The sequence below is a fragment of the Pseudomonas sp. Eqa60 genome (assembly GCF_018326405.1).
GTDB classification, from domain to species: Bacteria; Pseudomonadota; Gammaproteobacteria; order Pseudomonadales; family Pseudomonadaceae; genus Aquipseudomonas; species Aquipseudomonas protegens.
This window is the reverse complement of sequence record NZ_AP024342.1, coordinates 974,048-999,164: the sequence shown is the minus strand read 5'-3', so window position 1 is coordinate 999,164 and position 25,117 is coordinate 974,048. Positions and strand designations below refer to the sequence as shown.

Below are 25,117 nucleotides of genomic sequence, written 5' to 3'. Positions count from 1 at the left end.
GGGTCAAGGGTGTGCCTGGCGCACCCTGCCACCCCATCCCGGCACTGGCTGCAACACCAGTACCAGCCCGGAAAAACCCAGGACCAGATAGCTGAACAACTGCCAGCGCTGAGCTTCCGGCAACAAGATGCGTACGACGAAATACATCGCACACGCATACATCGCCATCAATAGCAGTTGCCCCCGAATATCCCGCCACAAGCTCCTCAGCCCTTCGGACTGGATCAATACCAGTATCTGCAGGACCAGGCACGCCGCTGAAAAACCTACCAGCAACGCACTGAGCAGTGACGAGATTTCTTCGATCAGCAAGGGGGCAAGGCCAATCTGCCCCAGGGCGGGCAGCAAGCCGAGATGCAACAACCACAAGCCGCCGACCCACAACATCTGGGCCAGCTGCCAAAGCATGGCGCCCGCGTGCAGCGGGCGCCTTCTTTCAGATGTGACGGACTTCGACAATCTCGTACTCGATAACGCCACCAGGCGTTTTGACCGCCACCACATCCCCCTCTTCCTTGGCAATCAAGGCGCGAGCGATCGGCGAGCCGACGGAAATTTTACCGAGTTTGATGTCAGCCTCGTCCTCACCCACGATCTGGTAGGTGACGCTTTCGTCAGTTTCGACGTTGGCGATTTCTACCGTGGTGCCAAAGATCACCTTGCCGGTATGGGGAATGGTCGTGACATCGATGACCACCGAGTTCTGCAGGCGGCCTTCAATATCGCGGATCCGCGCTTCTACCATGCCCTGCTGTTCGCGAGCGGCATGGTATTCGGCGTTTTCCTTCAGGTCACCCAACTCGCGGGCCGTACCGATGTCCTGGCTGAGCTTCGGACGCACGACCTTGGTCAGGTGAGCATGCTCTTCTTCCAGGGCGCGCGCGCCCTGGACGGTCATTGGGTATTTATTCATGCCTTCAATCCTGCGTGTAGATCCTGCAAGCGACGCACGGTCTTTTCCGGACCGAACTTCAACGCTTCACAGATAGCTTCGCCAGCAGCAATGGTGGTGGTGCAGTAGATCTTGTGCTGCAAGGCGTTACGACGAATGGAATAAGAGTCAGCAATCGACTGACGGCCTTCAGTGGTGTTGATGATCAGAGTGACTTCGTCGTTCTTGATCATATCGACCACATGCGGACGACCTTCAGTCACCTTGTTCACACGACGCACTTTCAGACCGGCCGCTTCGATCAGCTTGGCGGTGCCCGCAGTAGCGACCACTTCGAAGCCCAAGTTGATCAGATCACGGGCCACGCCTGCAACCAGAGGCTTGTCATCGTCGCGCACGCTGATGAACGCAGTACCGCCGGTCGGCAGCACCTCGCTGGCACCCATCTGTGCCTTGGCAAAGGCTTCGCCGAAGGTGTCGCCCACGCCCATCACTTCACCGGTGGACTTCATCTCTGGGCCGAGGATCGGGTCGACACCCGGGAACTTGGCAAACGGGAATACCGCTTCCTTGACGCTGTAGAAGTTCGGAATGATTTCCTTGGTGAAGCCCAGCTCTTTCAGGGTCTTACCGGCCATCACACGAGCAGCGATCATCGCCAGGGAGACACCGATGCACTTGGAAACGAACGGCACGGTCCGGGAAGCGCGCGGGTTCACTTCGATGACGTAGATCTGATCGCCCTGCAGGGCCAGCTGCACGTTCATCAAGCCAACCACACCCAGCTCCAGGGCCATTTTCTTGACCTGCTCGCGCATCTCGTCCTGGATGTGCGCCGGCAGCGAGTACGGCGGCAGCGAGCACGCAGAGTCACCGGAGTGAACGCCAGCCTGCTCGATGTGCTGCATGATGGCGCCGATCACTACGTCGGTGCCGTCGCAGACCGCATCCACGTCCATTTCAATGGCGCAGTTGAGGAAGTGATCCAGCAGCACCGGGCTGTCGTTGGACACTTGCACCGCTTCGCGCAAGTAGCGCTTGAGCTCATCTTCCTCGTAGACAATTTCCATCGCCCGGCCGCCCAGCACGTAGGACGGACGCACCACCAGCGGGTAACCGATCTTGGCGGCGGCACGAATTGCTTCGTCTTCGCTGCGCACGGTAGCGTTTGGTGGCTGACGCAGGTTCAGGCGTTCGACCATCTGCTGGAAGCGCTCACGGTCTTCGGCGCGGTCGATAGCGTCTGGGCTGGTGCCGATGATCGGCACGCCGGCGGCTTCCAGGGCACGAGCCAGTTTCAGCGGAGTCTGGCCGCCGTACTGCACGATCACGCCTTTTGGCTTCTCGACACGGACAATTTCCAGCACGTCTTCCAGGGTCACTGGCTCGAAGTACAGGCGATCCGAAGTGTCGTAGTCGGTGGAAACGGTTTCCGGGTTGCAGTTGACCATGATGGTTTCGTAACCATCGTCGCGCAGCGCCAGGGCGGCGTGTACGCAGCAGTAGTCGAACTCGATGCCCTGGCCGATACGGTTTGGACCACCGCCCAGAATCATGATCTTGTCACGGGTCGAAGGTGCGGCTTCGCACTCTTCTTCATAAGTCGAGTACAGGTACGCGGTGTCGGTGGCGAACTCGGCGGCGCAGGTGTCGACGCGCTTGTAGACCGGGAACACTTCCAGCTTCTGACGATGTGTGCGCAGGTTCTTCTCGGTCACGCCCAGCAGCTTGGCCAGACGCTGGTCGGAGAAGCCTTTGCGCTTGAGGCGGAACATCAGGTCGCGGTCGATGGCCGACAGGCCCAGGGTCTTGACCTTCTCTTCTTCCTTGATCAGGTCTTCGATCTGCACCAGGAACCAAGGATCGATCATGTTCATGCCGAAGATCTGCTCGACGGTCATGCCGGCACGGAAGGCATCAGCCACGTACCAGATACGCTCGGCGCCGGGCACGGTCAGTTCGCGCTTGAGCACGTTCATGCTTTCCGGATTGCTCAGGTCGAGCTTGGGATCCAGGCCGCAAACGCCCACTTCCAGACCGCGCAGGGCTTTCTGCAGGGATTCCTGGAAGGTCCGACCGATGGCCATGACCTCACCCACCGACTTCATCTGGGTGGTCAGGCGCGCGTCGGCCTTGGAGAACTTCTCGAAGGCGAAGCGTGGCAGCTTGGTCACGACGTAGTCGATGGACGGCTCGAAGGACGCCGGGGTCTTGCCGCCGGTAATATCGTTGGACAGCTCGTCCAGGGTGTAGCCGACAGCCAGCTTGGCCGCGACCTTGGCGATCGGGAAACCGGTGGCTTTCGAAGCCAGCGCCGAGGAACGGGATACCCGCGGGTTCATCTCGATCACGACCATGCGGCCTGTGTTCGGGCAGATACCGAACTGCACGTTGGAACCGCCAGTTTCCACACCGATCTCGCGCAGCACCGCCAGAGAGGCGTTACGCAGGATCTGGTATTCCTTGTCGGTCAGGGTCTGTGCCGGAGCCACGGTGATGGAGTCACCGGTGTGCACGCCCATCGGGTCGAAGTTCTCGATGGAGCAGACGATGATGCAGTTGTCCTTCTTATCGCGGACCACCTCCATCTCGTACTCTTTCCAGCCGATCAGGGATTCGTCGATCAGCAGTTCCTTGGTCGGCGACAGGTCCAGACCGCGGGCGCAGATTTCTTCGAACTCTTCGCGGTTGTAGGCGATGCCACCACCGGTCCCACCCATGGTGAAGGATGGACGGATGATGCAAGGGAAGCCCAGCTTGTCGAGGACCGCATTGGCCTCTTCCATGCTGTGGGCAATACCGGAGCGCGGGCACGCCAGGCCGATGGACTTCATGGCAGCGTCAAAGCGCGAACGGTCTTCAGCCTTGTCGATGGTGTCGGCGTTGGCGCCGATCATCTCTACGCCGAACTTCTCCAGGACGCCTTCACGCTCCAGGTCCAGGGCGCAGTTCAGCGCAGTCTGGCCGCCCATGGTCGGCAGCAGCGCGTCCGGACGCTCTTTCTCGATGATCTTGGCAACGGTCTGCCACTTGATCGGCTCGATGTAGGTGGCGTCGGCCATGGCCGGGTCGGTCATGATGGTAGCCGGGTTGGAGTTCACCAGGATGACCCGGTAACCCTCTTCGCGCAGGGCCTTGCAAGCCTGGGCGCCGGAGTAGTCGAATTCGCAGGCCTGGCCGATCACGATCGGGCCAGCGCCAAGAATCAGGATGCTTTTAATGTCTGTACGTTTTGGCATGGGTTGTCACTCAAATCCGCAGGTCAGTCGGCAAGCCGTCTTGAACATTCTCTGAGGCGCCCGAGGGGTTCCGCCGGATTTGCCGGGGCCGCCCTCAAGCGCTGCTCGCTACACTTTCAAGGCGAGCGCTTAGCGTCGCTTGGCCATCTCGTTGATGAAGCGGTCGAACAGCGGCGCCACATCGTTCGGGCCCGGGCTGGCTTCCGGGTGGCCCTGGAAGCTGAACGCGCTCTTGTCGGTGCGCTCGATACCCTGCAGGGTGCCGTCGAACAGCGACTTGTGGATCGCCCGGACGTTGCCCGGCAGCGTGGCTTCATCCACCGCAAAACCGTGGTTCTGGCTGGTGATCATGACCACGCCGCTGTCCAGATCCTGCACCGGGTGGTTGGCACCGTGGTGGCCGTGGCCCATTTTCAGGGTCTTGGCACCAGAGGCCAGGGCCAGCAGTTGGTGACCCAGGCAGATGCCGAACACCGGAATCTCGGTTTCGAGGATTTCCTTGATCGCCTTGATGGCGTAGTCGCAAGGCTCGGGGTCACCTGGGCCGTTGGACAGGAACACACCGTCAGGCTTGAGAGCCAGCACATCGCTCGCTGGGGTCTGGGCAGGCACCACGGTGACGCGGCAACCGCGCTCCACCAGCATGCGCAGGATATTCAGCTTGACCCCGTAGTCGTAGGCAACCACGTGATACGGCAGCTCGGAAGCCTCGATGGTGGCGTGGCTGTCGGTCTTCAGATCCCAGACAGTCGAACGCCACTCGTAGCTTTCCTTGGTGCTGACGACTTTCGCCAGGTCCATGCCTTTGAGGCCAGGGAAGCCGCGCGCTGCAGCGATCGCCGCTTCTTCGGAAATGTTGTCACCGGCCATGATGCAGCCGTTCTGTGCACCTTTCTCACGCAGGATGCGGGTCAGGCGACGGGTGTCGATACCAGCGATCGCCACCACGTTGTTGGCTTTCAGGTAATCGGACAGGGACAGAGTGTTACGCCAGTTGCTGGCTACCAGCGGCAGGTCACGGATGACCAGGCCGGCCGACCAGACGCGGTCGGACTCGGCATCTTCCGGCGTGGTGCCGGTGTTGCCGATGTGAGGGTAAGTCAGGGTAACGATCTGTTGGGCGTAGGAAGGATCGGTAAGGATTTCCTGATAGCCGGTCATTGCGGTGTTGAACACCACCTCACCAACGGTTTGACCGTCGGCTCCAATGGCTTCGCCACGAAAAATGCTGCCATCAGCAAGGGCGAGTATGGCTGGCTTAGTCAAGAAGACCTCCCGTAAATAGAGCCTGAAAGGGCGATCGCAGGTTGCAAAAAAGCGGAATGACGTATAGACACGTCACCCCGCTTCTTCGTCGAATTATCTGCGCGCTTTTAGTGGACACACTAAAGCTGTAGCTTACAGAAAAAGGCTTTTTCGGTCCACCGCTAATGAGCCCTAAAGGCAGAGGAATGCGACAGAACATCGCCTAGCGGTACGAAGTGGGGTTGAAGGACAGCCTCAACCCCACTTCAGATGCATCTCAACGCAGATCCAGCACATCCTGCATGTCGTATAGGCCGGCCTCGCGCCCGTCCAGCCACAGCGCGGCACGCACCGCGCCCTTGGCGAAGGTCATGCGACTGGAGGCCTTGTGGGTAATCTCCAGGCGCTCGCCCTCAGTGGCAAACAGCACGGTGTGATCCCCCACCACATCGCCACCACGAACCGTGGCGAAGCCGATGGTTTCACGCTCACGGGCGCCGGTATGGCCTTCACGACCATACACCGCGACCTGCTGCAGATCGCGCCCCAGAGCGCTGGCGATCACCTCACCCATGCGCAGGGCGGTGCCCGATGGCGCATCGATCTTGTGTCGGTGATGCGCCTCGATGATCTCGATATCCGCATCATCACCCAGCACCCGAGCCGCCATATCCAGCAGCTTCAGCGACAGGTTGACCCCAACACTGAAGTTGGCAGCGAAGACGATCGGAATCTCCTTGCCCGCCTCGGCCAGCAATTGCTTTTCCCTGGCACCCAGGCCGGTGGTACCGATCACCATGGCCTTGCCTGCCTTGCGGCAGAACGCCAGGTTCTTGAGCATCACTTCCGGCAAGGTGAAGTCGATCAGCACATCGAACTCATCAACCACCTTCTCCAGGCTGTCGGACATCGGCACGCCAAGACGCCCCAGGGATGCAAGCTCACCCGCATCCGCCCCCACCAGAGAACTGCCCGGACGCACGATCGCCGCGGTCAGCCCGGAGAGCGGCGAACGCAGTTGCACGGCCTCGACCAGGGTCTTGCCCATGCGCCCGGCGGCGCCCATCACTGCTATACGTCGCATGCGTTACTCCTTACAGGTCGCCGAAGAAGCGCTTGACGCCCTCGAACCAGCCGGTGGTTTTCGGCGAGTGAGAATTGTCGTCGTCCAGCGAACCACGCAACTCTTCCAGCAGCTCGCGCTGACGACGACTCAGGTTCACTGGCGTCTCCACCGCAACCCGGCACATCAGGTCGCCGGCACCGCCGCCACGCACGGGAGCAACGCCCTTGCCACGAATCCGGAACTGCTTGCCGGTCTGTGTTCCTTCGGGAATCTTCAGCTTGACCCGACCATCCAGGGTCGGAATCTCCAGCTCGCCACCCAACGCCGCATCTACGAAGCTGATGGGCACTTCACAGAACAGGTGCTTGCCGTCGCGCTGGAAGATCGCGTGCTCACGCACATTGATCACCACATACAGGTCGCCAGTCGGGCCACCCTGGGTCCCCGCCTCGCCTTCGCCGGACAGACGAATACGGTCGCCGGTATCGACACCTGCCGGCACTTTCACCGACAGCGTCTTGTACTCTTCGACCCGACCTTCGCCGTGGCAGGAATCGCACGGATCGGAAATGATCTTGCCCTGGCCATGGCAGCGCGGGCAGGTCTGCTGCACCGAGAAGAAACCCTGCTGCATGCGCACCTGACCAATACCGCCACAGGTCGGACAAGTGACAGGGGAAGACCCCTTCTTGGCGCCCGAACCATCGCATGGCTTGCAGTTGACCAGTGTCGGCACACGGATATTCACCGTGGTGCCACGCACCGCCTCTTCCAGGTTCAACTCCAGGGTGTAACGCAGGTCGCTGCCGCGCTGCGCACCGCCACGGGAACCGCCGCGACCGCCACCGAAGAAATCACTGAACACGTCACCGAAGATATCGGAGAAGTTCTGCCCGCCGAAGCCGGCACCCCGCCACCCATGCTCGGGTCGACACCAGCGTGGCCGTACTGGTCATACGCGGCACGCTTGCTGGAATCGGACAGTACTTCGTAGGCCTCGTTGGCCTCCTTGAACATGTCTTCCGACGCTTTGTCGCCGGGATTACGGTCCGGGTGATGCTTCATCGCCAAACGACGGTAAGCCTTTTTCAGCTCCGCATCGCTGGAGCCACGCTCCACACCCAACACTTCGTAATAGTCACGCTTTGCCATAAGTCTTTGCACTCTTAAGGACGTCCGGCAAACCCTCCTGAGCTCTGCCAAACTCGCTGAGCCCCAATACAGGCCCGGACCCAACTCACGTCAATTCAACGATCCTGGTCTTGGAAAGCCAACCCGGTTGCGGGCCGACCATTGCGGTCATCACAGCCGGAAAGCAGGAGCTTCTCCGACCCGACCGCCAGCGCACAAACGGAGCTTGTACGCCGTCAAAATTTCGCTGACTCCAGACACGCCAACGCGGGAGCAAGCTCCCGCGCGGCGACATCCTACCAGTCACCGCCCGAAGGCAGTCAACCGGCCGACCAACAAGCCATTACTTGTGGTCTTTTACTTCTTCGAACTCGGCGTCGACGACATCGTCGGCTTTTTCAGCAGACTCGGCGTGCGGTGCCGCGCCTTCTGCAGGCTGGGCCTGTTCGGCGTACATCTTCTGGGCAACCGGGGCCGAGACTTTCGACAGCTCTTCGACCTTGGCGTCGATGGCAGCCTTGTCGTCGCCCTTGACGGCAGCTTCCAGGGCAACCACGGCGGCTTCGATTGCGGTTTTCTCTTCCGCGGTCACTTTGTCACCGGCGTCAGCCACCATCTTGCGAGTCGAGTGCACCAGCGCATCACCCTGGTTACGGGCGGTGGCCAGTTCTTCGAACTTGCGATCCTCTTCCGAGTTGGCTTCAGCGTCACGGATCATCTGCTGGATCTCTTCATCCGACAGACCCGAGTTGGCCTTGATCACGATCGACTGAGTCTTGCCGGTAGCCTTGTCCTTCGCACCTACGTGCAGGATGCCGTTGGCGTCGATGTCGAAGGTCACTTCGATCTGCGGCACGCCACGTGGAGCTGGTGGAATGTCGGCCAGGTCGAACTTGCCCAGGGACTTGTTCTGCGCGGCTTGCTTGCGCTCGCCCTGCAGTACGTGAATGGTCACTGCGCCCTGGTTGTCGTCGGCAGTCGAGAACACTTGGGATTTCTTGGTAGGAATCGTGGTGTTTTTCTCGATCAGCGCGGTCATCACGCCACCCATGGTTTCGATACCCAGGGTCAGCGGGCTGACGTCCAGCAGCAGTACGTCTTTCACGTCGCCGGCCAGTACCGCACCCTGGATGGCAGCACCCATGGCAACAGCTTCGTCCGGGTTGACGTCCTTGCGCGCTTCCTTACCGAAGAAGTCGGTTACGGTCTTCTGTACCAGCGGCATACGGGTCTGGCCGCCGACCAGGATCACGTCGTTGATCGAACCCACGTCGATACCGGCGTCTTTGAGCGCGATACGGCAAGGCTCGATGGTGCGCTGAACCAGGTCTTCAACCAGCGATTCCAGCTTGGCGCGGGAGATCTTCACATTCAGGTGCTTAGGACCGGTGGCATCTGCAGTGATGTACGGCAGGTTGACGTCGGTCTGCTGGCTCGAGGACAGCTCGATCTTGGCTTTCTCGGCAGCTTCTTTCAGGCGCTGCATGGCCAGCGGGTCACCCTTGAGGTTCATGCCGCTTTCTTTCTTGAACTCATCAACCAGGTAGTCGATCAAGCGGATGTCGAAGTCTTCACCACCGAGGAAGGTGTCACCGTTGGTGGCCAGCACTTCGAACTGGTGCTCGCCATCGACTTCAGCGATTTCGATCACCGAAACGTCGAAAGTACCACCGCCCAGGTCGTAAACGATCACGGTGTGATCGCCCTTGGCCTTGTCCATACCATAGGCCAGAGCGGCTGCGGTTGGTTCGTTGATGATACGTTTGACGTCCAGGCCTGCGATGCGGCCGGCGTCTTTGGTCGCCTGGCGCTGGCTGTCGTTGAAGTAGGCCGGAACAGTGATGACCGCTTCGGTCACGGCTTCGCCGAGGTAGTCTTCGGCGGTCTTCTTCATTTTCTTGAGGATTTCAGCCGAGATCTGTGGCGGAGCCATTTTCTGGCCGTTCACTTCAACCCAGGCGTCGTTGTTGTCAGCCTTGACGATCTTGTAAGGGACCATCTGGATGTCTTTCTGCACAACTTCTTCGTCGAAGCGACGACCGATCAGACGCTTTACTGCGTACAGGGTGTTGTGCGGGTTGGTGACAGCCTGACGCTTGGCCGACTGACCTACCAGGATTTCGCCATCGTTGGCGTACGCGATGATCGACGGCGTGGTACGCGCGCCTTCAGCGTTTTCGATAACTTTTACGTTGCCGTTTTCAAGAATGGAGACGCACGAGTTGGTGGTCCCCAAGTCAATACCGATAATCTTGCCCATGTTAACTCTCCCGAAACTTTGGATTTGGATGCCGCAGCTGTGGTGGCAAACTGCGGTAGCACTTAAACGCTTGACTGATAAATGGGGGCTCTACAGCCGTTTTCAAGCCTTTTCGTCAATCGAAGGCGAAACCGGTGCAGGGGCCTTGCTGACCACGACCATGGCCGGGCGCAGCAGGCGACCGTTGAGCTGGTAGCCCTTCTGGAACACTTTCAGAACACTGTTCGGCTCGACATCCGCGCTTTCCTGCATGGCCATGGCCTGATGCTGTTCAGCGTTGAAGGGTTCGCCGTGTGGATCGATGGCTTCCAGCTGATAACGCTTGAGGGTGTCGTGGAACATCTTCAAGGTCAGCTCGATGCCTTCACGCATCGGGCGGATGCTTTCGTCGTCCGGGTTGGACAGCTCCAGGCCACGCTCCAGGCTGTCGATCACCGGCAGCAGGTCGCCGGCAAACTTCTCCAGCGCGAATTTGTGAGCTTTCTCCACGTCCTGCTCAGCGCGGCGGCGGACGTTCTGCAGATCGGCAGCAACACGCAAAGCCTGATCCTGCGCGCCAGCCAGTTGCTCTTCGAGCACTTGTACACGAGCCGCCAGGTCATCACCCGATGCCTCGGGAGCCTGATTGGCGTCTAGATTTTGCGTATCCAGCGTCTGTTCGTCAGCCATGAAATTCTCCTTTCAATATCGTCTGTGAGCCGGGCTCACTCTTCTGCCCAGCTATATGGGGTCGCATTTTCAAGGTTCAAGTCCGCAGCCACAGCAAAAGTCGTTCCGACCCGATAAATCCTGTATGTGGACATTACCGAGCGCACTAAAAAGCCAGAACGACCAAGCAAATCGAGCTAAGGGAAAGCATTGTCAGCTCGAAACAAAACACTGTATAAATAACCAGACATCTAGTTTGGGAGCGGCCTTAATGCTGGTGCACCTGTCCGTACACAATTACGCCATCGTCGAACACCTGGATCTGGAACTCGATCGCGGGATGAGCGTCATTACCGGCGAGACCGGTGCCGGCAAGTCGATCATGCTCGACGCGCTCGGCCTGACCCTGGGTGATCGTGCCGACAGCGGCGTGGTACGCCCCGGAGCCGACAAGGCCGATATCCTCGCCACCTTCGATCTGGCGGATATCCCCGAGGCCCACGCCTGGCTGGCCGAGCGTGACCTGGACACTGACGGCCCGTGCATCCTGCGTCGGGTCATCACGGCAGAAGGACGTTCCCGCGGCTATATCAACGGTACGCCCTGCCCGCTCGGAGACTTGAAAGCCCTGGGCGAACTGCTGATCGATATCCACAGCCAGCATGAACACCAGTCGCTGCTCAAGACCGATACCCATAGGCGCCTGCTGGACGAGTACGCCGGCGCAACCGACCTGGCGCGCCAGGTGCAACTGGCTGCGCAGCGCTGGCGCCAGACCCGCCTGGAGCTGGAGCGCCTGTCCAACTCCGGCGACGAGCAGCGCGCTCGCCATCAACTGCTCAGTTACCAGCTCGAAGAACTGGAAAACCTCGGGCTCGGGGAAAATGAACTCGAACAGCTGGAGCAGGAGCACAAGAACCTGACCAATGCCGAAACCCTGCTGGGCATCTGCCGCCAGGTGGTGGAGCAATGCAGCGAAAGTGATTCAGGCAATGTCCTGAACGCCCTGACTGTCAGCCTCAACCGCCTGTCGAGCATCGGCAACTCCTCGGGCTCCCTGGGCGAGGCCACCAACCTGCTGGCCAGCGCGCAGATCCAGGTCGAAGAAGCCGTGGGCGAGTTGAATCGCTTCCTTGACCACTTCGACGCTGATCCAGCACGCCTGCAACAACTCGAAGAACGCCTCGACGCCATCTATACCCTGGCGCGCAAACATCGCATCCAGCCCTTCGAACTCGCCGCCATGCAGCAAACCCTGCTGGATGAAATAGAGACTCTGGACGCCAATGACGAATCCATCGAACGGCTGGGCGAAGAGCTGCAATCCTTCGCTCGTCATTATCAGGAGAAAGCCCAGGAACTGAGCCAGTTGCGCGAGCAGGCCGCGACCAGCCTGGCCAGCGCAGTGGAGCAGGAAATCCAGCGCCTGGGCATGCCCGGAGGGCGCTTCACCATCGAACTGCGCGCCAACAGCAGCGATGAACTGCTGCCCAACGGCCTGGAGCAGGTGGAACTGCTGGTCAGTGCCAACCCCGGGCAACCCCTCAAGGCCCTGGCGAAAGTCGCGTCCGGCGGTGAGCTGTCACGTATCAGCCTGGCGATCCAGGTCATCACCGCGCAGACCTCGCGGGTTCCCACATTGGTATTCGACGAAGTCGACGTGGGGATTGGCGGCCCGACAGCCGAGATCGTCGGCCAGCTGCTGCGCCGCCTCGGCGAACGCGGCCAGGTATTGACCGTGACACACCTGCCGCAAGTCGCCGCCCAGGGGCATCAGCATCTGTTCGTGCACAAGGTGCGCGGCAGCGATGCCACTCATACCGCAGTATCCAAGCTGGGCAAGAATGAGAGGGTCGAGGAGGTGGCGCGGATGCTCGGCGGCATCGACCTGACCAAGGAGTCTCTGGCCCACGCCAAGAAAATGGTGGTGACCGCCAAGGCCTGAACCTTCAGCGCTTCTTTTATATAGGCACAAAACACGAAGGCGACCCTAGGGTCGCCTTCGATCGTTTCACGACGATAAACGCCGCGTGAGGGGCTTACTTCTTCTTGCGCACGTACAGCACAAGATTGTGATCCACCAACTCGAAACCGTGCTTTTCGACAATCGCCTTCTGAAGCTTTTCGATTTCTTCGTCGAAGAATTCGATCACTTCACCAGACTCCACGTTGACCATATGGTCGTGGTGACCGCCATCCGCCAGCTCGAATACAGCGTGACCGCCATCAAAATTATGGCGTACCACCAGTCCGGCTGCTTCGAATTGAGTCAGTACACGGTAAACCGTGGCCAGACCCACATCCTCACCAGCTTCCATCAGCGCCTTGTAGACATCCTCGGCGCTCATGTGCCGCTGCTCGGTGGAATCGAGCATTTGTAGAATTTTGACTCGTGGCAGAGTCACTTTGAGGCCGGCTTTACGTAGTTCGCTATTTTCAACCATGGTCAGCTTTCTCGCCGATGCTGCTTCGCAGCTTCTCTTAATGCGGGTATGATCGGGGTTTACGTTGTCCCAGCCAAGATAGTGGAAGTCGCCCACCGATGCAAAACACCAAGCTCTTGCTAACCAGTTTCACCTTCGTGGGACTGCTCGCACTCGCCGGTTGTTCATTCCCCGGGGTTTACAAAATCGACATCCAGCAGGGCAATGTCGTCACGCAGGACATGATAGACCAGTTGCGCCCCGGAATGACCCGACGGCAAGTACGGTTTATCATGGGCAACCCTCTGTTGACCGACACGTTCCATGCCGATCGCTGGGATTATCTCTACAGCCTGCAGCCTGGTGGTGGTGAACGCCAACAGGAACGCGTGAGCCTGATCTTCAACGGCAACGACCAGTTGGTCAGCTTGGCCGGTGACTTCATGCCAGGTGTAAGCCGCGACGAAGCCCTGCTGGGCAAGGACAGCGCCAACACCGTGACAGCGCCTGCCGAGAACGTCGAGAAACCAAAAGCCGAGAAACCAGCCAAGCCTGGCTCGCTGCTCGACCAGATCCAGAAGGACGTGGATGGCGTGAAAACCGTGCCAGTTCCTACGCCTGAACCACTGGATACTTCGCCGGAATAATTTGTGGCGAAATAAAAAAGCCCGGGCATGCCCGGGCTTTTTATTGCCTGTCACCATCAATCACGATTCGCGCTTGCGAGCCTCGGCCGCTTTCGCCGCCCGCAGACGCCGAACCTCTTTCGGATCGGCCAGCAATGGGCGATAGACCTCGATCCGATCCCCCGCCTGAATCACATGCTGTTCAGGGTCACTGACCTGCTTGCCGAAGATCCCCACCGGACAAGCTGCCAGATCCAGTTCGGGAAACTGCTGCCCGATGGCTGAAGCCTGCAAGGCTGCACGCAGCGTCGCCCCCTGGGGCACCTGCACACTGATCAACGCCTGGCGATCGACAGCCGCGTAGGCCACCTCAATCGAAATCATCGGCTCAGCCATGCAACTGCTTGGCCCGCTGGCAGAAAGCGTCCACCAGGGTATTCGCCGCCTGGTTGAACAGCGGCCCCAAGGTCGCTCGAACCAAAGGCCCCGCATAATCGAAAGACAGATCAAGGCTGATCTTGCAGGCCTTCTCGCCCAGCGGCTTGAACACCCACACGCCATGCAACTGATTGAATGGCCCCTCCTCCAGATTCATCTCGATCGACTGCCCCGGCACCAGATTGTTGCAGGTAACGAAGCGCTGGCTCATGCCGCCCTTGGCCACCGCCAGGCTCGCGCGCATCCGCTCTTCACTGCTTTCCAGCACCTCGGCCGACGAGCACCAGGGCAGAAACTCCGGGTACCGGGCCACGTCATTGACCAGGTCGTAAAGGAACTGCGCCGGATAGGGCAGAAGGGCCGAACGTTGAATATGGGTCGTCATGTGAGCTTCATTTCCACAACTGGGCGGCAAACACCACAAGAATGCCGACGGGCGCCACATAGCGCATCAAAAACAAGGCCAGGGCGAACAACAGCGGGCTACGTAACGACAGCTCATCACGAACTGCCTCACGGCCCATCACCCAACCTGCAAATACCACGAAGCACAAACCGCCAAGAGGCAACATGATCCGCGAGGTGAAAAAGTCGATCACACCAAAGAGGTCCAGACCGCCGGCCGCGCCCCATTGGTAGAGATGAAAAACGCCGCCTTCGTTCACGAAAAATTTGGCCTGTTGCCAGATGTTGAAAGAGAACACCGTTCCCAATCCCACGAACCAGCAACTGAACGCCAGCCAGAATGTCACCCAGCCGCGGCGGATTTTAGTCCTCTCGACGAGATAAGCCACCATCGGCTCCAACAAGGAAATGGCCGAACTCCAGGCAGCGATCGCCACCAGGATAAAGAACACTACGCCCATAAGCTGGCCGAACGCCACATTCCCGAAGGCAAACGGCAGGCTGATGAACATCAGCCCCGGCCCTTCGCTGGGGTTCAGCCCGGCGGCAAATACAATGGGGAACAGGGCCATCCCAGCCACCAGCGAAACGAAGGTATCCAGCAGCGCTACCCCGACCACGGTGCCGGCCAGGGACGAATGCTTGGGCATGTAGGCGCCGTAGATCATGATCGAGCCCACTCCCACGCTGAGGGAAAAGAACGCGTGCCCCATGGCTGGCAACAGCCCGTCCAGCAAACGCTCCAGGCTGAAGTCGAACATGAAGTGCAGGCCCTGCATGAAATGCCCGGTGGTCATGCTGTAGCCCAGCAGCACCAGCAACATCACGAACAGCAGCGGCATCATGACCCGCAGGCTGCGCTCAAGCCCGGCCACCACACCCTTGGCAATCACCAGCGCCGACAACAGCATGAACAGCGTGTGCCACAGGGTCAGGCGCCAGGGGTCGGCCGTCACCGCGGAAAAATAGGCGCCGACCTGATCCGCCGTGACACCCTGAAAATCGCCGCGCCCCATGTCGATGATGTAGTCCAGGGACCAACCACCCACCACGCTATAGAAGGAGAGGATCAGCAGCGCCGTGATCATTCCGGCAAAGGCGCCCCAGGACCACTTGGCCGAATGCCCGGCCTCCAGGGCCAGCACCTTCAGGGCATTCGCCGGGCTTTGCCGCGCGCGGCGGCCAATCAGGGTTTCCGCCAGCATCACCGGCAACCCGATCAGCGCAATACACGCCAGAAACACCAGGACAAAGGCACCACCACCATAGACGCCGACCATGTAGGGGAATTTCCAGATACTCCCCAGGCCCACGGCCGAACCAGTTGCAGCGAGTATAAAGACCCAGCGGCTTGCCCAGCCGCCGTGGACAGAGACCCTGTCTGTCGACATCGTTAACACGCCCAACCGAAAAAAAAGAGCGCGCATTGTCCGGGATTCAATCAACCTGCTCAAGCACGCTGCGTCACCGTAGCCGACGCGCGCGCAACTCCCTATAATGCCGCCCCTATGGCTAAACAGAAGAAACACCCAACAGGGACCATCGCGCAAAATAAAAAGGCGCGTCACGATTACTTCATCGAACATCGGTTCGAGGCTGGCATGGTCCTGGCCGGCTGGGAAGTAAAGAGTCTGCGTGCAGGCAAGGCACAGCTGGTGGACAGTTATGTGCTGCTCAAGGATGGTGAAGCCTGGTTGCTCGGCAGCCACTTCACGCCATTGACCACCGCCAGCACCCACGTCATTGCCGACCCGACGCGCTCGCGCAAGCTGCTGCTCAACCAGCGCGAGCTGGAAAAGCTGTTTGCCGCCGTGCAACAGAAGGGTTATGCCTGCGTATGCCTTTCGCTCTACTGGAGCAAGCACCTGGTCAAGTGTGAGATCGCACTGGGCAAGGGCAAGAAGGAATACGACAAGCGTCATACCGAACGCGAGCGCGATTCCGATCGCGAACTGCAGCGTGCGGTGCGGACCAAGGGCAAGGAAGACTGATCTTCCTGCCTTGAGGTCGCTTTCGCCGGCAAGCCGGCTCCTACAACACCCAGGTAGGAGCCGGCTTGCCGGCGATTTGCATTACATGCCCTTGCGCCGTTCGGCCCGGGCCACTCGCTGCACTTCCTGACGCACTTCTTCGAGCACTTCCTGCACATAGAGAATGTGCCGGCTGGAGATTTCCCGCGCCTCTTCGGCCCGCCCTTCGATAATTGCCTGGTACAGGTCGCGGTGCTGGCTGATCAGCATGTCGCGGGTTTCCGTGCGCTGCTTGTACATGCCACCGATGTTGGTCACCACGTTGCGTTTGAGCAGGTCGAACAGCCCGCGGATGGTGTGCAGCAGCACGGCGTTGTGGCTGGCCTCGGCAATCGCCAAGTGGAATTTGGCATCCGCCGCGCCTTCTTCGATACGACTGACATCGTCGGAACGGGAATAACAATCCTGCAACTCCTCGAAGGCTTGAGTCAGTCGCTCACGATCCACTGCCGTCGCCCGCAGCGCCGCGTAATAGGCGCAGGACGCTTCCAGCGTATGCCGGAACTCCAGCAGGTCGCGCTGGGCATCGGTGTTGTTTTCCAGCAGGTGCAGCAGAGGATCGCTGAAGGTCGAGCCCAGGGATTCCACCACGTAGTTGCCGCCACCCTGGCGGCTGATCAGCAGCCCCTTGGCCGTGAGCTTCTGGATCGCCTCGCGCAGTGAGGGCCGGGAGACACCAAACTGCTCGGCCAGGGCGCGCTCGGCCGGCAGCCGCTCGCCGGCCGTCAAGGTGCCTTCAAGAATCATCCCTTCCAGACGCTCGACGATATCGTCGGACAAACGGCGCTGGCGTATCTGATCAAACCCCATAACTCACTCTCCCCCCTCCCGACCCTTCGCCGGGGGCTCTATTCTGGCCTATTCATGGCGCGCCAACACCTGTCAGAACACGGCCATTTGCACCGATCAGATGCCCGCGCCATAGCGCATTCGACAAAAGTTTTAGGGCGGCAAATTGACACACCGAGCACAAGGCTTTTACCCTAGCCAACAGCGATTGTAAATTGGTCTTACCAATTAACCAAGACGCTAGCAGTGCCTGACCAACAACAATTAGGGGCCACCCCATTATGCAAACCTGGCAACAGCTCTATAGCCCGCTTGGCAGCCTCGGCCTGTCCGCCCTCGCCGCCGTTATCCCGATCGTGTTTTTCTTCCTGGCTCTGGCCGTGTTCCGTCTCAAAGGACACGTCGCCGGGAGTATCACCCTGGCCTTGTCGATCCTGGTGGCGATCTTCGCCTTCCAGATGCCCGCCGACATGGCCCTCGCTGCCGCTGGCTATGGATTTGCCTACGGTCTGTGGCCCATCGCCTGGATCATTGTCGCCGCCGTTTTCCTCTACAAGCTGACCGTGAAGAGCGGCCAGTTCGAAATCATCCGCAGCTCGGTGCTGTCGATCACCGACGACCAGCGCCTGCAGGTGCTGCTGATCGGTTTCTGCTTCGGCGCCTTCCTTGAAGGGGCTGCCGGCTTTGGCGCGCCGGTGGCGATCACCGCCGCCCTGCTGGTGGGCCTGGGCTTCAACCCGCTGTACGCCGCCGGCCTGTGCCTGATCGCCAACACCGCGCCCGTGGCCTTCGGCGCCCTGGGGATTCCGATCATCGTCGCCGGCCAGGTGACGGGCATCGACGCCTTCAAGATCGGCGCCATGACCGGCCGCCAACTGCCGCTGCTGTCGCTGTTCGTGCCGTTCTGGCTGGTGTTCATGATGGACGGCATGCGTGGCGTCAAAGAGACCTGGCCGGCCGCTCTGGTGGCAGGCCTGAGCTTCGCCGTCACCCAGTACTTCACCTCGAACTTCATCGGCCCGGAACTGCCGGATATCACCTCGGCCCTGGCCAGCCTGATCTCCCTGACCCTGTTCCTGAAAATCTGGCAGCCCAAGCGCACCGCCGGCGCGCAGATTGCCGGTGCCACCTCCAGCGCGGCCATCACCGCCAGTGCCGGTGGCTTCGGCCAGCCACGCCAAACCCAGGCCTCACCCTACAGCCTGGGCCAGATCTTCAAGGCCTGGTCGCCGTTCCTGATCCTCACCGTGCTGGTGACCATCTGGACCCTCAAGCCCTTCAAGGCGATGTTCGCTGCCGGCGGCTCGATGTACGGCTGGGTGTTCAACTTCGCCATCCCGCACCTGGATCAGCTGGTGATCAAGATGGCGCCGATCGTGACCACGCCAACGGCCATCCCGGCGGTATTCAAGCTCGACCCGATCTCGGCCACCGGCACGGCGATCTTCTTCTCCGCGCTGATCTCCATGCTGGTGCTGAAGATCGACTTCAAAACTGGTCTGACCACTTTGAAAGAGACCTTCTACGAGCTGCGCTGGCCGATCCTGTCCATCGGCATGGTGCTGGCGTTCGCCTTCGTCACCAACTACTCGGGCATGTCCTCGACCATGGCCCTGGTCCTGGCTGCCACCGGCGCGGCGTTCCCGTTCTTCTCGCCGTTCCTGGGCTGGCTCGGGGTGTTCCTCACCGGCTCCGATACCTCGTCCAACGCCCTGTTCAGCTCGCTGCAGGCCACCACCGCACACCAGATCGGGGTCAATGACACTCTGCTGGTCGCGGCCAACACCAGCGGCGGCGTAACCGGCAAGATGATCTCGCCGCAATCGATCGCCGTGGCCTGCGCCGCCACCGGCCTGGTGGGCAAGGAATCCGACTTGTTCCGCTTCACCCTCAAGCACAGCCTGTTCTTTGCCACTATTGTCGGCCTGATCACCCTGGCCCAGGCCTACTGGTTCACCGGCATGCTGGTGCACTAAGCGACACCGAAAGAACCGACGCCGCCCTCACCCGCGGCGTCAGTCATTCACCACCCGGTCTGCAAGGCTGCTGAAAGCTTGCTGGTTTATCTTTCAGCCGCCGCGACGGACGAATAACCGGGACCACCCGGAGACACGCCTGATGAGCGAGCTTTTCTACAACGCCGTGCCCAATGCGACCCGTGTCGCACCGCCGCTGGCCGAACCCCGGCAGTACCCCAGCGCGAAGCCGTCGCGGGTCTACCTGTTCGGCACTTGTGTGGTCGACCTGTTCTATCCCGAAGCCGGGATGGACGCGATTCACCTGCTGGAGCGCGAAGGCATTCGCGTGGAGTACCCGCAAGGGCAAAGCTGCTGCGGACAACCGGCCTACACCTCGGGTTACACCGAGCAGGCGCGCACCGTGGCCCGCTCGCAACTGGCGCTGTTTGCCGGCGACTATCCGGTGGTGGTGCCGTCGGGTTCCTGCGCAGGCATGCTGCGCGAGCATTACGCGGACTTGTTCAAGGACGAGCCCGAGACGTTGCAACAAGTGCAGGCCCTGGCCGCCCGCACCTATGAACTGGCCGAGTTCCTCCTGCACGTGTGCAAGGTGCAGCTCAAGGACAGTGGCGCTCCGGTCAAGGTGGCCTTGCACACCTCCTGCTCGGCACGCCGGGAAATGAACACCCACCTGCACGGCCGTGAGTTGTTGTCACAGCTGAGCAACGTGGAACGGGTAGAACACAGCCACGAAAGCGAATGCTGTGGCTTTGGCGGGACTTTCAGCGTCCGAATGCCGGACATCTCCGGCGCCATGGTCGCGGACAAGACCCGGGCGCTGAAGGAATCCGGCGCGCATCAGGTACTGAGTGCCGACTGCGGCTGCTTGATGAACATCAACGGCGCGCTGGAGAAACAACAAGAGGCATTGCGCGGCCAACACCTGGCGAGTTTCCTCTGGCAACGTACTGGAGGTGCACAATGAGCACCCCCGAGCTGATTCCGACCACCAACGTGGCGGACGATTTCCGAACCCGGGCCCACGAAGCCCTGGGGGACAAACAACTGCGAAACAACTTTCGCAGCGCCATGGACTCACTCATGGCCAAGCGTGCGGCCTCGTTCAGCGATGCCCACGAAAGAGAACACCTACGCGCCCTGGGCAACGCGATTCGCGCCCGGGCGTTATCCAAGCTGCCCGACCTGCTCGAGCGCCTGGAACAGAACCTGACCCGCAACGGTGTGACAGTGCACTGGGCGGAAACGGTGGACGAGGCCAATGGCATCGTCCTCTCGATCATCCGCGCTCACGAGGCGCGGCAAGTGATCAAGGGCAAATCGATGGTCAGCGAAGAGATGGAAATGAACCATGTCCTCGCTGAACAAGGCATTGAATGCCTTGAGTCGGACATGGGCGAGTTCATCGTCCAGCTCGACCACGAGAAGCCTTCACACATCATTATGCCGGCGATCCACAAGAATGCCGGTCAGGTCGCGTCCTTGTTCCACGACAAACTCGGCGTGGAGTACACCAAGGACGTTGACCAACTCATTCAGATCGGTCGCAAGGTCTTGCGGCAGAAATTCTTCGAAGCCGATATCGGCGTCTCCGGCGTCAACTTCGCCGTGGCCGAGACCGGCACCCTGCTGCTGGTGGAAAACGAAGGCAACGGGCGCATGTCCACCACCGTGCCGCCAGTGCACATCGCCGTCACCGGGATCGAGAAAGTCGTCGAGAACCTGCGGGACGTGGTGCCGCTGCTTTCACTGCTGACCCGCTCGGCCCTGGGCCAGCCCATCACTACATACGTCAACATGATCTCCGGCCCGCGCAAAGAGCATGAGCTCGACGGCCCCCAGGAAGTGCACTTGGTGCTGCTGGACAACGGCCGCAGCCAGGCCTTTGCCGATAGCGAACTGCGCCAGACCCTGAACTGCATCCGCTGCGGCGCCTGCATGAACCACTGCCCGGTCTACACCCGGGTCGGCGGCCACACTTATGGCGAGGTCTACCCGGGGCCGATCGGCAAGATCATCACCCCGCATATGGTGGGTCTGGCCAAGGTCCCGGACCACCCCAGCGCCTCGTCGCTGTGCGGCGCCTGTGGCGAAGTCTGCCCGGTGAAGATCCCGATCCCGGCGCTGCTGCGCCGACTGCGGGAAGAAAACGTCAAGGCCCCCGACAGCCCCCATCAAGTGATGCGCGGCCAGGGCAGCAAGTACTCGCGCAAGGAACGTTTCATCTGGAACGCCTGGGCCCGTCTCAACAGCTCGCCGACCCTGTATCGCCTGTTCACCCTGGCCGCCACCCGCCTGCGCGCCCTCACCCCGAGCAAGGTCGGCCCCTGGACGCAGAACCACAGCGCGCCAAAACCCGCCGCCCGGTCGCTGCATGACCTGGCCCGTGAGCACCTGGACAAGCAGGGAGACCGCTGATGAGCGCGAAACACAACATCCTCGCCAAGCTGCGCAACAGCCTGACCGGCACCACGCCGATTGTGGATAACTTCGACGAGGCGCTGGTCACCGAGCCTTACAGCTACAGCGCGGAACAACGCATCCCGCAGCTGCGCAAACAGATGGAAGCGGTGCACACCGAAATCCACCTGAGCACCGGCGCCGGTTGGCCTGAACTGCTGGCCCGCCTGCTACAGGAACGCCAGTTGCCCAGCCTGCTGATCGCCCCGAGCACGCCCCACGGCCAGCGGGTCACCCAGTACTGGGCCGAGCAGCCGCAACTGCCGGCGCTCAAGGCCTACGACCGCCCGGTGGAAGAATGGAAAGCCGAGCTGTTCAACGACACCCCGGCCAGCCTCACTACCACCCTGGGCGCCATCGCCGCCACCGGCAGCCTGATCCTCTGGCCGACCCGGGAAGAGCCGCGGCTGATGAGCCTGGTGCCGCCGGTGCATTTCGCCCTGCTCAAGGCCAGCGAGATCCGCGACAACTTCTATCAGGTGCAGCAACAGATGAACTGGGCCGCCGGCATGCCGACCAACGCGCTGCTGGTATCCGGCCCGTCGAAGACCGCTGATATCGAGCAAGTCCTGGCTTACGGCGCCCACGGCCCGAAAGACCTGGTGGTGCTGATCCTGGAGGACCAATGAGCCTACCGACCGCTTTTCTGCGTGACGCCCAGCAACTGATCCCCCCGGAGCGGCGCTTCGACGACCCGCTCTCGACCCTGGCCTTCGGCACCGACGCCAGCTTCTACCGACTGATCCCCAAGCTGGTGATCCGCGTCGAATCCGAAGATGAAGTGGTGACCCTGCTCCAGCTGGCCCAGCGCGACCGGGTGCCGGTGACCTTCCGCGCGGCGGGCACCAGCCTTTCCGGGCAGGCCATCAGCGACTCGGTGCTGATCGTTCTGGGGGATAACTGGAACGGCAAGGAGATTCGCCACCAGGGTACGCAGATTCGTCTGCAGCCTGGTGTGATTGGCGCCCAGGCCAATGCCTGGCTGGCACCTTTCGGGCGCAAGATCGGCCCCGATCCGGCCTCGATCAACGCCTGCAAGATCGGTGGCATCGTCGCCAACAACGCCAGCGGCATGTGCTGCGGCACCGCGCAGAACACCTATCACACCCTGGCCGGCATTCGCCTGGTACTGGCCGATGGCACGCGTCTGGATACCGAGGATGAGGTCAGCATCGCCGCCTTCCGCGCCAGCCATGGTCCGTTGCTGGAGCGCCTGGCCGAACTGGGCCGCAGCACCCGTGCCAACAGTGAACTGGCCGCGAAAATCCGCCACAAATACCGGCTGAAAAACACCACCGGCCTGTCCCTCAATGCCCTGGTGGATTTCGACGAGCCGCTGGAGATCCTCAGCCACCTGCTGGTGGGCTCCGAGGGCACCCTGGGCTTTATCAGCGCGGTGACCTACGACACGGTGATCGACCACCCGAACAAGGCGTCGGCGCTGATCGTCTTTCCCGATGTGGAAACCTGCTGCAACGCGGTGACCGTGCTCAAGAGCCAGCCGGTGTCGGCGGTGGAACTGCTGGACCGCCGCAGCCTGCGCTCGGTGCAGGACAAGCCCGGCATGCCGGCCTTCGTCCAGCAACTCTCGGCCAACGCCTGCGCGCTGCTGATCGAGTCCCGCGCCGCGTCCTCATCACTGCTGCATGAGCAACTGGCGCAGATCATGAATTCCCTGGCCGCCTTCCCGGTGGAAAAGCAGGTGGACTTCACTGAAGACCCGCAGGAAAACGCCAAGCTCTGGGCGATCCGCAAGGACACCTTCCCGGCGGTAGGCGCGGTGCGCAAGACCGGCACCACAGTGATCATCGAAGACGTGACCTTCCCCGTGGAACAGCTGGCCATCGGCGTCAATCGCCTGATCGAGCTGTTCGACAAGCACCACTACGACGAAGCGATCCTGTTCGGCCACGCCCTGGAGGGCAACCTGCACTTCGTCTTCACCCAGGGCTTCAACAGCAGCGAGGAAGTGAACCGCTACCAGGCGTTCATGGACGACGTGGCGCAACTGGTGGCGGTGGAATTCGGCGGTTCGCTGAAGGCCGAGCACGGCACCGGGCGCAACATGGCACCCTTCGTCGAGCTGGAATGGGGCAGCGATGCCTACCATCTGATGTGGCAGCTCAAGCGCCTGCTGGACCCCAACAACATCCTCAACCCGGACGTGGTGCTCAGCGAAGACCCGCAGATCCACCTCAAGCACCTCAAGCCACTGCCGGCGGCCGACGAGATTGTGGATAAGTGCATCGAGTGCGGCTTCTGCGAGCCGGTGTGCCCGTCCAAGGGGCTGACCCTGAGCCCGCGCCAGCGCATCGTCATCTGGCGTGATATCCAGGCGCGTAAACGGGCCGGCATCGACACCACGGAACTGGAAGCGGCCTATCAGTACCAGGGCATCGACACCTGCGCCGCCACCGGCCTGTGCGCCCAGCGCTGCCCGGTGGGCATCAACACCGGCGAGCTGGTGAAGAAACTGCGCAGTGAACACGCCACCCATAACGGCACCGCCGACTGGCTCGGCTCGCACTTCGCCACCACCTTGCAGGGCGCCCGCTTCACCCTGCACGTGGCCAACGGTGCGCGCATGCTCTTGGGCGCGCCGCGCCTGAGCAAGCTGTCGGCGAGCCTGACGCGCCTGTCCAAAGGCCAGGTGCCGCAGTGGAGCAGCGCCATGCCTCAGCCGGAAAAGGCCATTCGCTTCAGCCCGAGCGTCAGCGACGCGCGTCCGCGGGTGGTGTACCTGGCAGCCTGTGTGTCCCGGGTCATGGGGCCAGCGGCGGGCGACAAGGAGCAAAGCTCTCTCTACGAGAAAACCCGCGGCCTGCTGGAGAAGGCCGGTTATCAAGTAGTGCTGCCGGACAACCTGGACAACCTGTGCTGCGGCCAGCCGTTCGCCTCCAAGGGCTACGCCACCCAGGCCGAGGACAAACGCCAGGAACTGATCGGCGCCCTGCTCCACGCCAGCCGGGGCGGCCTCGACCCGATCTACTGCGACACCAGCCCTTGCACCCTGCGCCTGGTGCAGGACCTGGGAGACGTGCGCCTGGACCTCTACGACCCGGTACGCTTCATCCGCACCCACCTGCTGGAGCGCCTGGAGTTCACGCCGCAAGAAGCGCCCATCGCGGTGCACGTCACCTGCAGCACCCAGCACCTGGGCGAGAGCCAGGCGCTGATCGAACTGGCCCGGCGTTGCAGCAACAACGTGGTGATCCCCGAAGGCATCCATTGCTGTGGTTTCGCCGGCGACAAGGGTTTCACCACCCCGGAACTCAACGCCCACTCCCTGCGCAGCCTCAAGGACGCGGTGCAGTATTGCAGCGAAGGCATTTCCACCAGCCGCACCTGTGAAATCGGCCTCAGCCAGCATGGCGGGATCGACTATCACGGGCTGGTCTACCTGGTGGATCGGGTGACTCGGGCCAAGGCGGTCTGAGCCATCGAACCGGGCAACCAAGGGGCGTTTTCGCCCCTTTTTTGTGCCTGGCG

The 25,117-nt window shown here is 61.2% G+C and carries 20 protein-coding genes and 1 pseudogene; 8 read left to right on the top strand and 13 right to left on the bottom strand.

The genetic code is table 11. The features are described from left to right. Positions 1-3 precede the first annotated feature (3 nt). From KI242_RS04385 to grpE, 8 genes and pseudogenes are all read right to left on the bottom strand, one after another. The gene (locus KI242_RS04385; protein WP_011059194.1) at positions 4-408 is read right to left on the bottom strand and encodes a hypothetical protein; all 405 of its coding nucleotides are present in this window, start codon (positions 406-408) and stop codon (positions 4-6) included. 28 nt (positions 409-436) lie between these two features. Then, on the bottom strand, positions 437-913 hold the full coding sequence (greA, locus tag KI242_RS04380; protein WP_011059193.1) for a transcription elongation factor GreA: 477 nt from the start codon (positions 911-913) through the stop codon (positions 437-439). After that, positions 910-4,131, bottom strand: coding sequence for a carbamoyl-phosphate synthase large subunit (carB, locus tag KI242_RS04375; RefSeq protein ID WP_011059192.1), 3,222 nt, complete (start codon positions 4,129-4,131; stop codon positions 910-912). The genes greA and carB overlap by 4 nt, the downstream gene beginning before the upstream one ends. Positions 4,132-4,260: 129 nt before the next feature. Continuing rightward, positions 4,261-5,397, bottom strand: coding sequence for a glutamine-hydrolyzing carbamoyl-phosphate synthase small subunit (gene carA, locus KI242_RS04370; RefSeq protein ID WP_011059191.1), 1,137 nt, complete (start codon positions 5,395-5,397; stop codon positions 4,261-4,263). Positions 5,398-5,653: 256 nt separating this feature from the next. Next, positions 5,654-6,460, bottom strand: a complete 807-nt coding sequence (gene dapB / locus KI242_RS04365) for a 4-hydroxy-tetrahydrodipicolinate reductase (protein ID WP_011059190.1) — start codon at positions 6,458-6,460, stop codon at positions 5,654-5,656. Between the two features lie 10 nt (positions 6,461-6,470). Continuing rightward, positions 6,471-7,594 (bottom strand): annotated as a pseudogene (gene dnaJ, locus KI242_RS04360) (molecular chaperone DnaJ). A gap of 322 nt (positions 7,595-7,916) precedes the next feature. Beyond that, a complete protein-coding gene (gene dnaK / locus KI242_RS04355; protein WP_011059188.1) occupies positions 7,917-9,833 on the bottom strand; it encodes a molecular chaperone DnaK in 1,917 nt (638 codons plus the stop codon). Between the two features lie 102 nt (positions 9,834-9,935). Beyond that, positions 9,936-10,502, bottom strand: a complete 567-nt coding sequence (gene grpE / locus KI242_RS04350) for a nucleotide exchange factor GrpE (protein WP_011059187.1) — start codon at positions 10,500-10,502, stop codon at positions 9,936-9,938. Between the two features lie 250 nt (positions 10,503-10,752). On the opposite strand from grpE, the gene recN reads away from it, so the two are divergent. Continuing rightward, positions 10,753-12,426 (top strand): DNA repair protein RecN, encoded by a 1,674-nt coding sequence (gene recN, locus KI242_RS04345; RefSeq protein ID WP_053149013.1) that lies wholly within the window; start codon positions 10,753-10,755, stop codon positions 12,424-12,426. Positions 12,427-12,520: 94 nt separating this feature from the next. Here the strand turns inward: recN and fur are convergent, their stop codons facing one another. Further along, positions 12,521-12,925 carry a ferric iron uptake transcriptional regulator gene (gene fur, locus KI242_RS04340; protein ID WP_011059185.1) on the bottom strand — a complete coding sequence of 135 codons (405 nt, stop codon included), beginning with the start codon at positions 12,923-12,925 and terminating at the stop codon, positions 12,521-12,523. 98 nt (positions 12,926-13,023) lie between these two features. Here fur and KI242_RS04335 point away from each other — a divergent pair, with 98 nt between their 5' ends. Beyond that, positions 13,024-13,551: an outer membrane protein assembly factor BamE gene (locus KI242_RS04335; protein ID WP_011059184.1), complete on the top strand. Its 528-nt coding sequence runs from the start codon at positions 13,024-13,026 to the stop codon at positions 13,549-13,551. Positions 13,552-13,611: 60 nt separating this feature from the next. Here KI242_RS04335 and KI242_RS04330 read toward each other — a convergent pair whose 3' ends face one another. The 3 genes from KI242_RS04330 to KI242_RS04320 are packed head-to-tail and all read right to left on the bottom strand — an operon-like array spanning position 13,612 to position 15,764. After that, the gene (locus KI242_RS04330; RefSeq protein WP_123430065.1) at positions 13,612-13,926 is read right to left on the bottom strand and encodes an RnfH family protein; all 315 of its coding nucleotides are present in this window, start codon (positions 13,924-13,926) and stop codon (positions 13,612-13,614) included. Further along, positions 13,919-14,353: a type II toxin-antitoxin system RatA family toxin gene (locus tag KI242_RS04325; RefSeq protein WP_011059182.1), complete on the bottom strand. Its 435-nt coding sequence runs from the start codon at positions 14,351-14,353 to the stop codon at positions 13,919-13,921. The genes KI242_RS04330 and KI242_RS04325 overlap by 8 nt, the downstream gene beginning before the upstream one ends. A gap of 7 nt (positions 14,354-14,360) precedes the next feature. Further along, a complete protein-coding gene (locus tag KI242_RS04320) occupies positions 14,361-15,764 on the bottom strand; it encodes a sodium-dependent transporter (protein WP_210671269.1) in 1,404 nt (467 codons plus the stop codon). Positions 15,765-15,881: 117 nt separating this feature from the next. Here KI242_RS04320 and smpB point away from each other — a divergent pair, with 117 nt between their 5' ends. Continuing rightward, positions 15,882-16,364: an SsrA-binding protein SmpB gene (gene smpB / locus KI242_RS04315; RefSeq protein ID WP_011059180.1), complete on the top strand. Its 483-nt coding sequence runs from the start codon at positions 15,882-15,884 to the stop codon at positions 16,362-16,364. Between the two features lie 81 nt (positions 16,365-16,445). On the opposite strand, the gene KI242_RS04310 is transcribed toward smpB, so the two are convergent. Continuing rightward, positions 16,446-17,213 (bottom strand): FCD domain-containing protein, encoded by a 768-nt coding sequence (locus KI242_RS04310; protein WP_015634108.1) that lies wholly within the window; start codon positions 17,211-17,213, stop codon positions 16,446-16,448. Between the two features lie 260 nt (positions 17,214-17,473). Between KI242_RS04310 and KI242_RS04305 the strand changes: the two genes are divergently transcribed. The 5 genes from KI242_RS04305 (at position 17,474) to KI242_RS04285 (ending at position 25,064) form a co-directional block, all read left to right on the top strand. Next, a complete protein-coding gene (locus tag KI242_RS04305) occupies positions 17,474-19,168 on the top strand; it encodes a lactate permease LctP family transporter (RefSeq protein WP_019095641.1) in 1,695 nt (564 codons plus the stop codon). Between the two features lie 142 nt (positions 19,169-19,310). After that, on the top strand, positions 19,311-20,135 hold the full coding sequence (locus KI242_RS04300) for a (Fe-S)-binding protein (RefSeq protein ID WP_015634106.1): 825 nt from the start codon (positions 19,311-19,313) through the stop codon (positions 20,133-20,135). Then, positions 20,132-21,586, top strand: coding sequence for a LutB/LldF family L-lactate oxidation iron-sulfur protein (locus tag KI242_RS04295; RefSeq protein ID WP_102878319.1), 1,455 nt, complete (start codon positions 20,132-20,134; stop codon positions 21,584-21,586). Before KI242_RS04300 ends, KI242_RS04295 begins: the two co-directional genes overlap by 4 nt. Beyond that, the gene (locus tag KI242_RS04290) at positions 21,586-22,257 is read left to right on the top strand and encodes a lactate utilization protein (protein WP_212805946.1); all 672 of its coding nucleotides are present in this window, start codon (positions 21,586-21,588) and stop codon (positions 22,255-22,257) included. The genes KI242_RS04295 and KI242_RS04290 overlap by 1 nt, the downstream gene beginning before the upstream one ends. Then, a complete protein-coding gene (locus KI242_RS04285; protein WP_212805945.1) occupies positions 22,254-25,064 on the top strand; it encodes an FAD-binding and (Fe-S)-binding domain-containing protein in 2,811 nt (936 codons plus the stop codon). The genes KI242_RS04290 and KI242_RS04285 overlap by 4 nt, the downstream gene beginning before the upstream one ends. The last annotated feature ends 53 nt before the right edge of the window (positions 25,065-25,117 follow it).

Coding starts and splice junctions, on each gene's coding strand:
- recN (WP_053149013.1), top strand. CDS start 10,753: ATGCTGGTGCACCTGTCCGTACACAATTACGCCATCGTCGAACACCTG.
- smpB (WP_011059180.1), top strand. CDS start 15,882: ATGGCTAAACAGAAGAAACACCCAACAGGGACCATCGCGCAAAATAAA.
- fur (WP_011059185.1), bottom strand. CDS start 12,925: ATGGTTGAAAATAGCGAACTACGTAAAGCCGGCCTCAAAGTGACTCTG.
- KI242_RS04330 (WP_123430065.1), bottom strand. CDS start 13,926: ATGGCTGAGCCGATGATTTCGATTGAGGTGGCCTACGCGGCTGTCGAT.
- greA (WP_011059193.1), bottom strand. CDS start 913: ATGAATAAATACCCAATGACCGTCCAGGGCGCGCGCGCCCTGGAAGAA.
- KI242_RS04385 (WP_011059194.1), bottom strand. CDS start 408: ATGCTTTGGCAGCTGGCCCAGATGTTGTGGGTCGGCGGCTTGTGGTTG.
- carB (WP_011059192.1), bottom strand. CDS start 4,131: ATGCCAAAACGTACAGACATTAAAAGCATCCTGATTCTTGGCGCTGGC.
- KI242_RS04290 (WP_212805946.1), top strand. CDS start 21,586: ATGAGCGCGAAACACAACATCCTCGCCAAGCTGCGCAACAGCCTGACC.
- KI242_RS04335 (WP_011059184.1), top strand. CDS start 13,024: ATGCAAAACACCAAGCTCTTGCTAACCAGTTTCACCTTCGTGGGACTG.
- KI242_RS04310 (WP_015634108.1), bottom strand. CDS start 17,213: ATGGGGTTTGATCAGATACGCCAGCGCCGTTTGTCCGACGATATCGTC.
- KI242_RS04320 (WP_210671269.1), bottom strand. CDS start 15,764: ATGTCGACAGACAGGGTCTCTGTCCACGGCGGCTGGGCAAGCCGCTGG.
- KI242_RS04305 (WP_019095641.1), top strand. CDS start 17,474: ATGCAAACCTGGCAACAGCTCTATAGCCCGCTTGGCAGCCTCGGCCTG.
- KI242_RS04285 (WP_212805945.1), top strand. CDS start 22,254: ATGAGCCTACCGACCGCTTTTCTGCGTGACGCCCAGCAACTGATCCCC.
- dapB (WP_011059190.1), bottom strand. CDS start 6,460: ATGCGACGTATAGCAGTGATGGGCGCCGCCGGGCGCATGGGCAAGACC.
- dnaK (WP_011059188.1), bottom strand. CDS start 9,833: ATGGGCAAGATTATCGGTATTGACTTGGGGACCACCAACTCGTGCGTC.
- grpE (WP_011059187.1), bottom strand. CDS start 10,502: ATGGCTGACGAACAGACGCTGGATACGCAAAATCTAGACGCCAATCAG.
- KI242_RS04295 (WP_102878319.1), top strand. CDS start 20,132: ATGAGCACCCCCGAGCTGATTCCGACCACCAACGTGGCGGACGATTTC.
- KI242_RS04325 (WP_011059182.1), bottom strand. CDS start 14,353: ATGACGACCCATATTCAACGTTCGGCCCTTCTGCCCTATCCGGCGCAG.
- KI242_RS04300 (WP_015634106.1), top strand. CDS start 19,311: ATGAGCGAGCTTTTCTACAACGCCGTGCCCAATGCGACCCGTGTCGCA.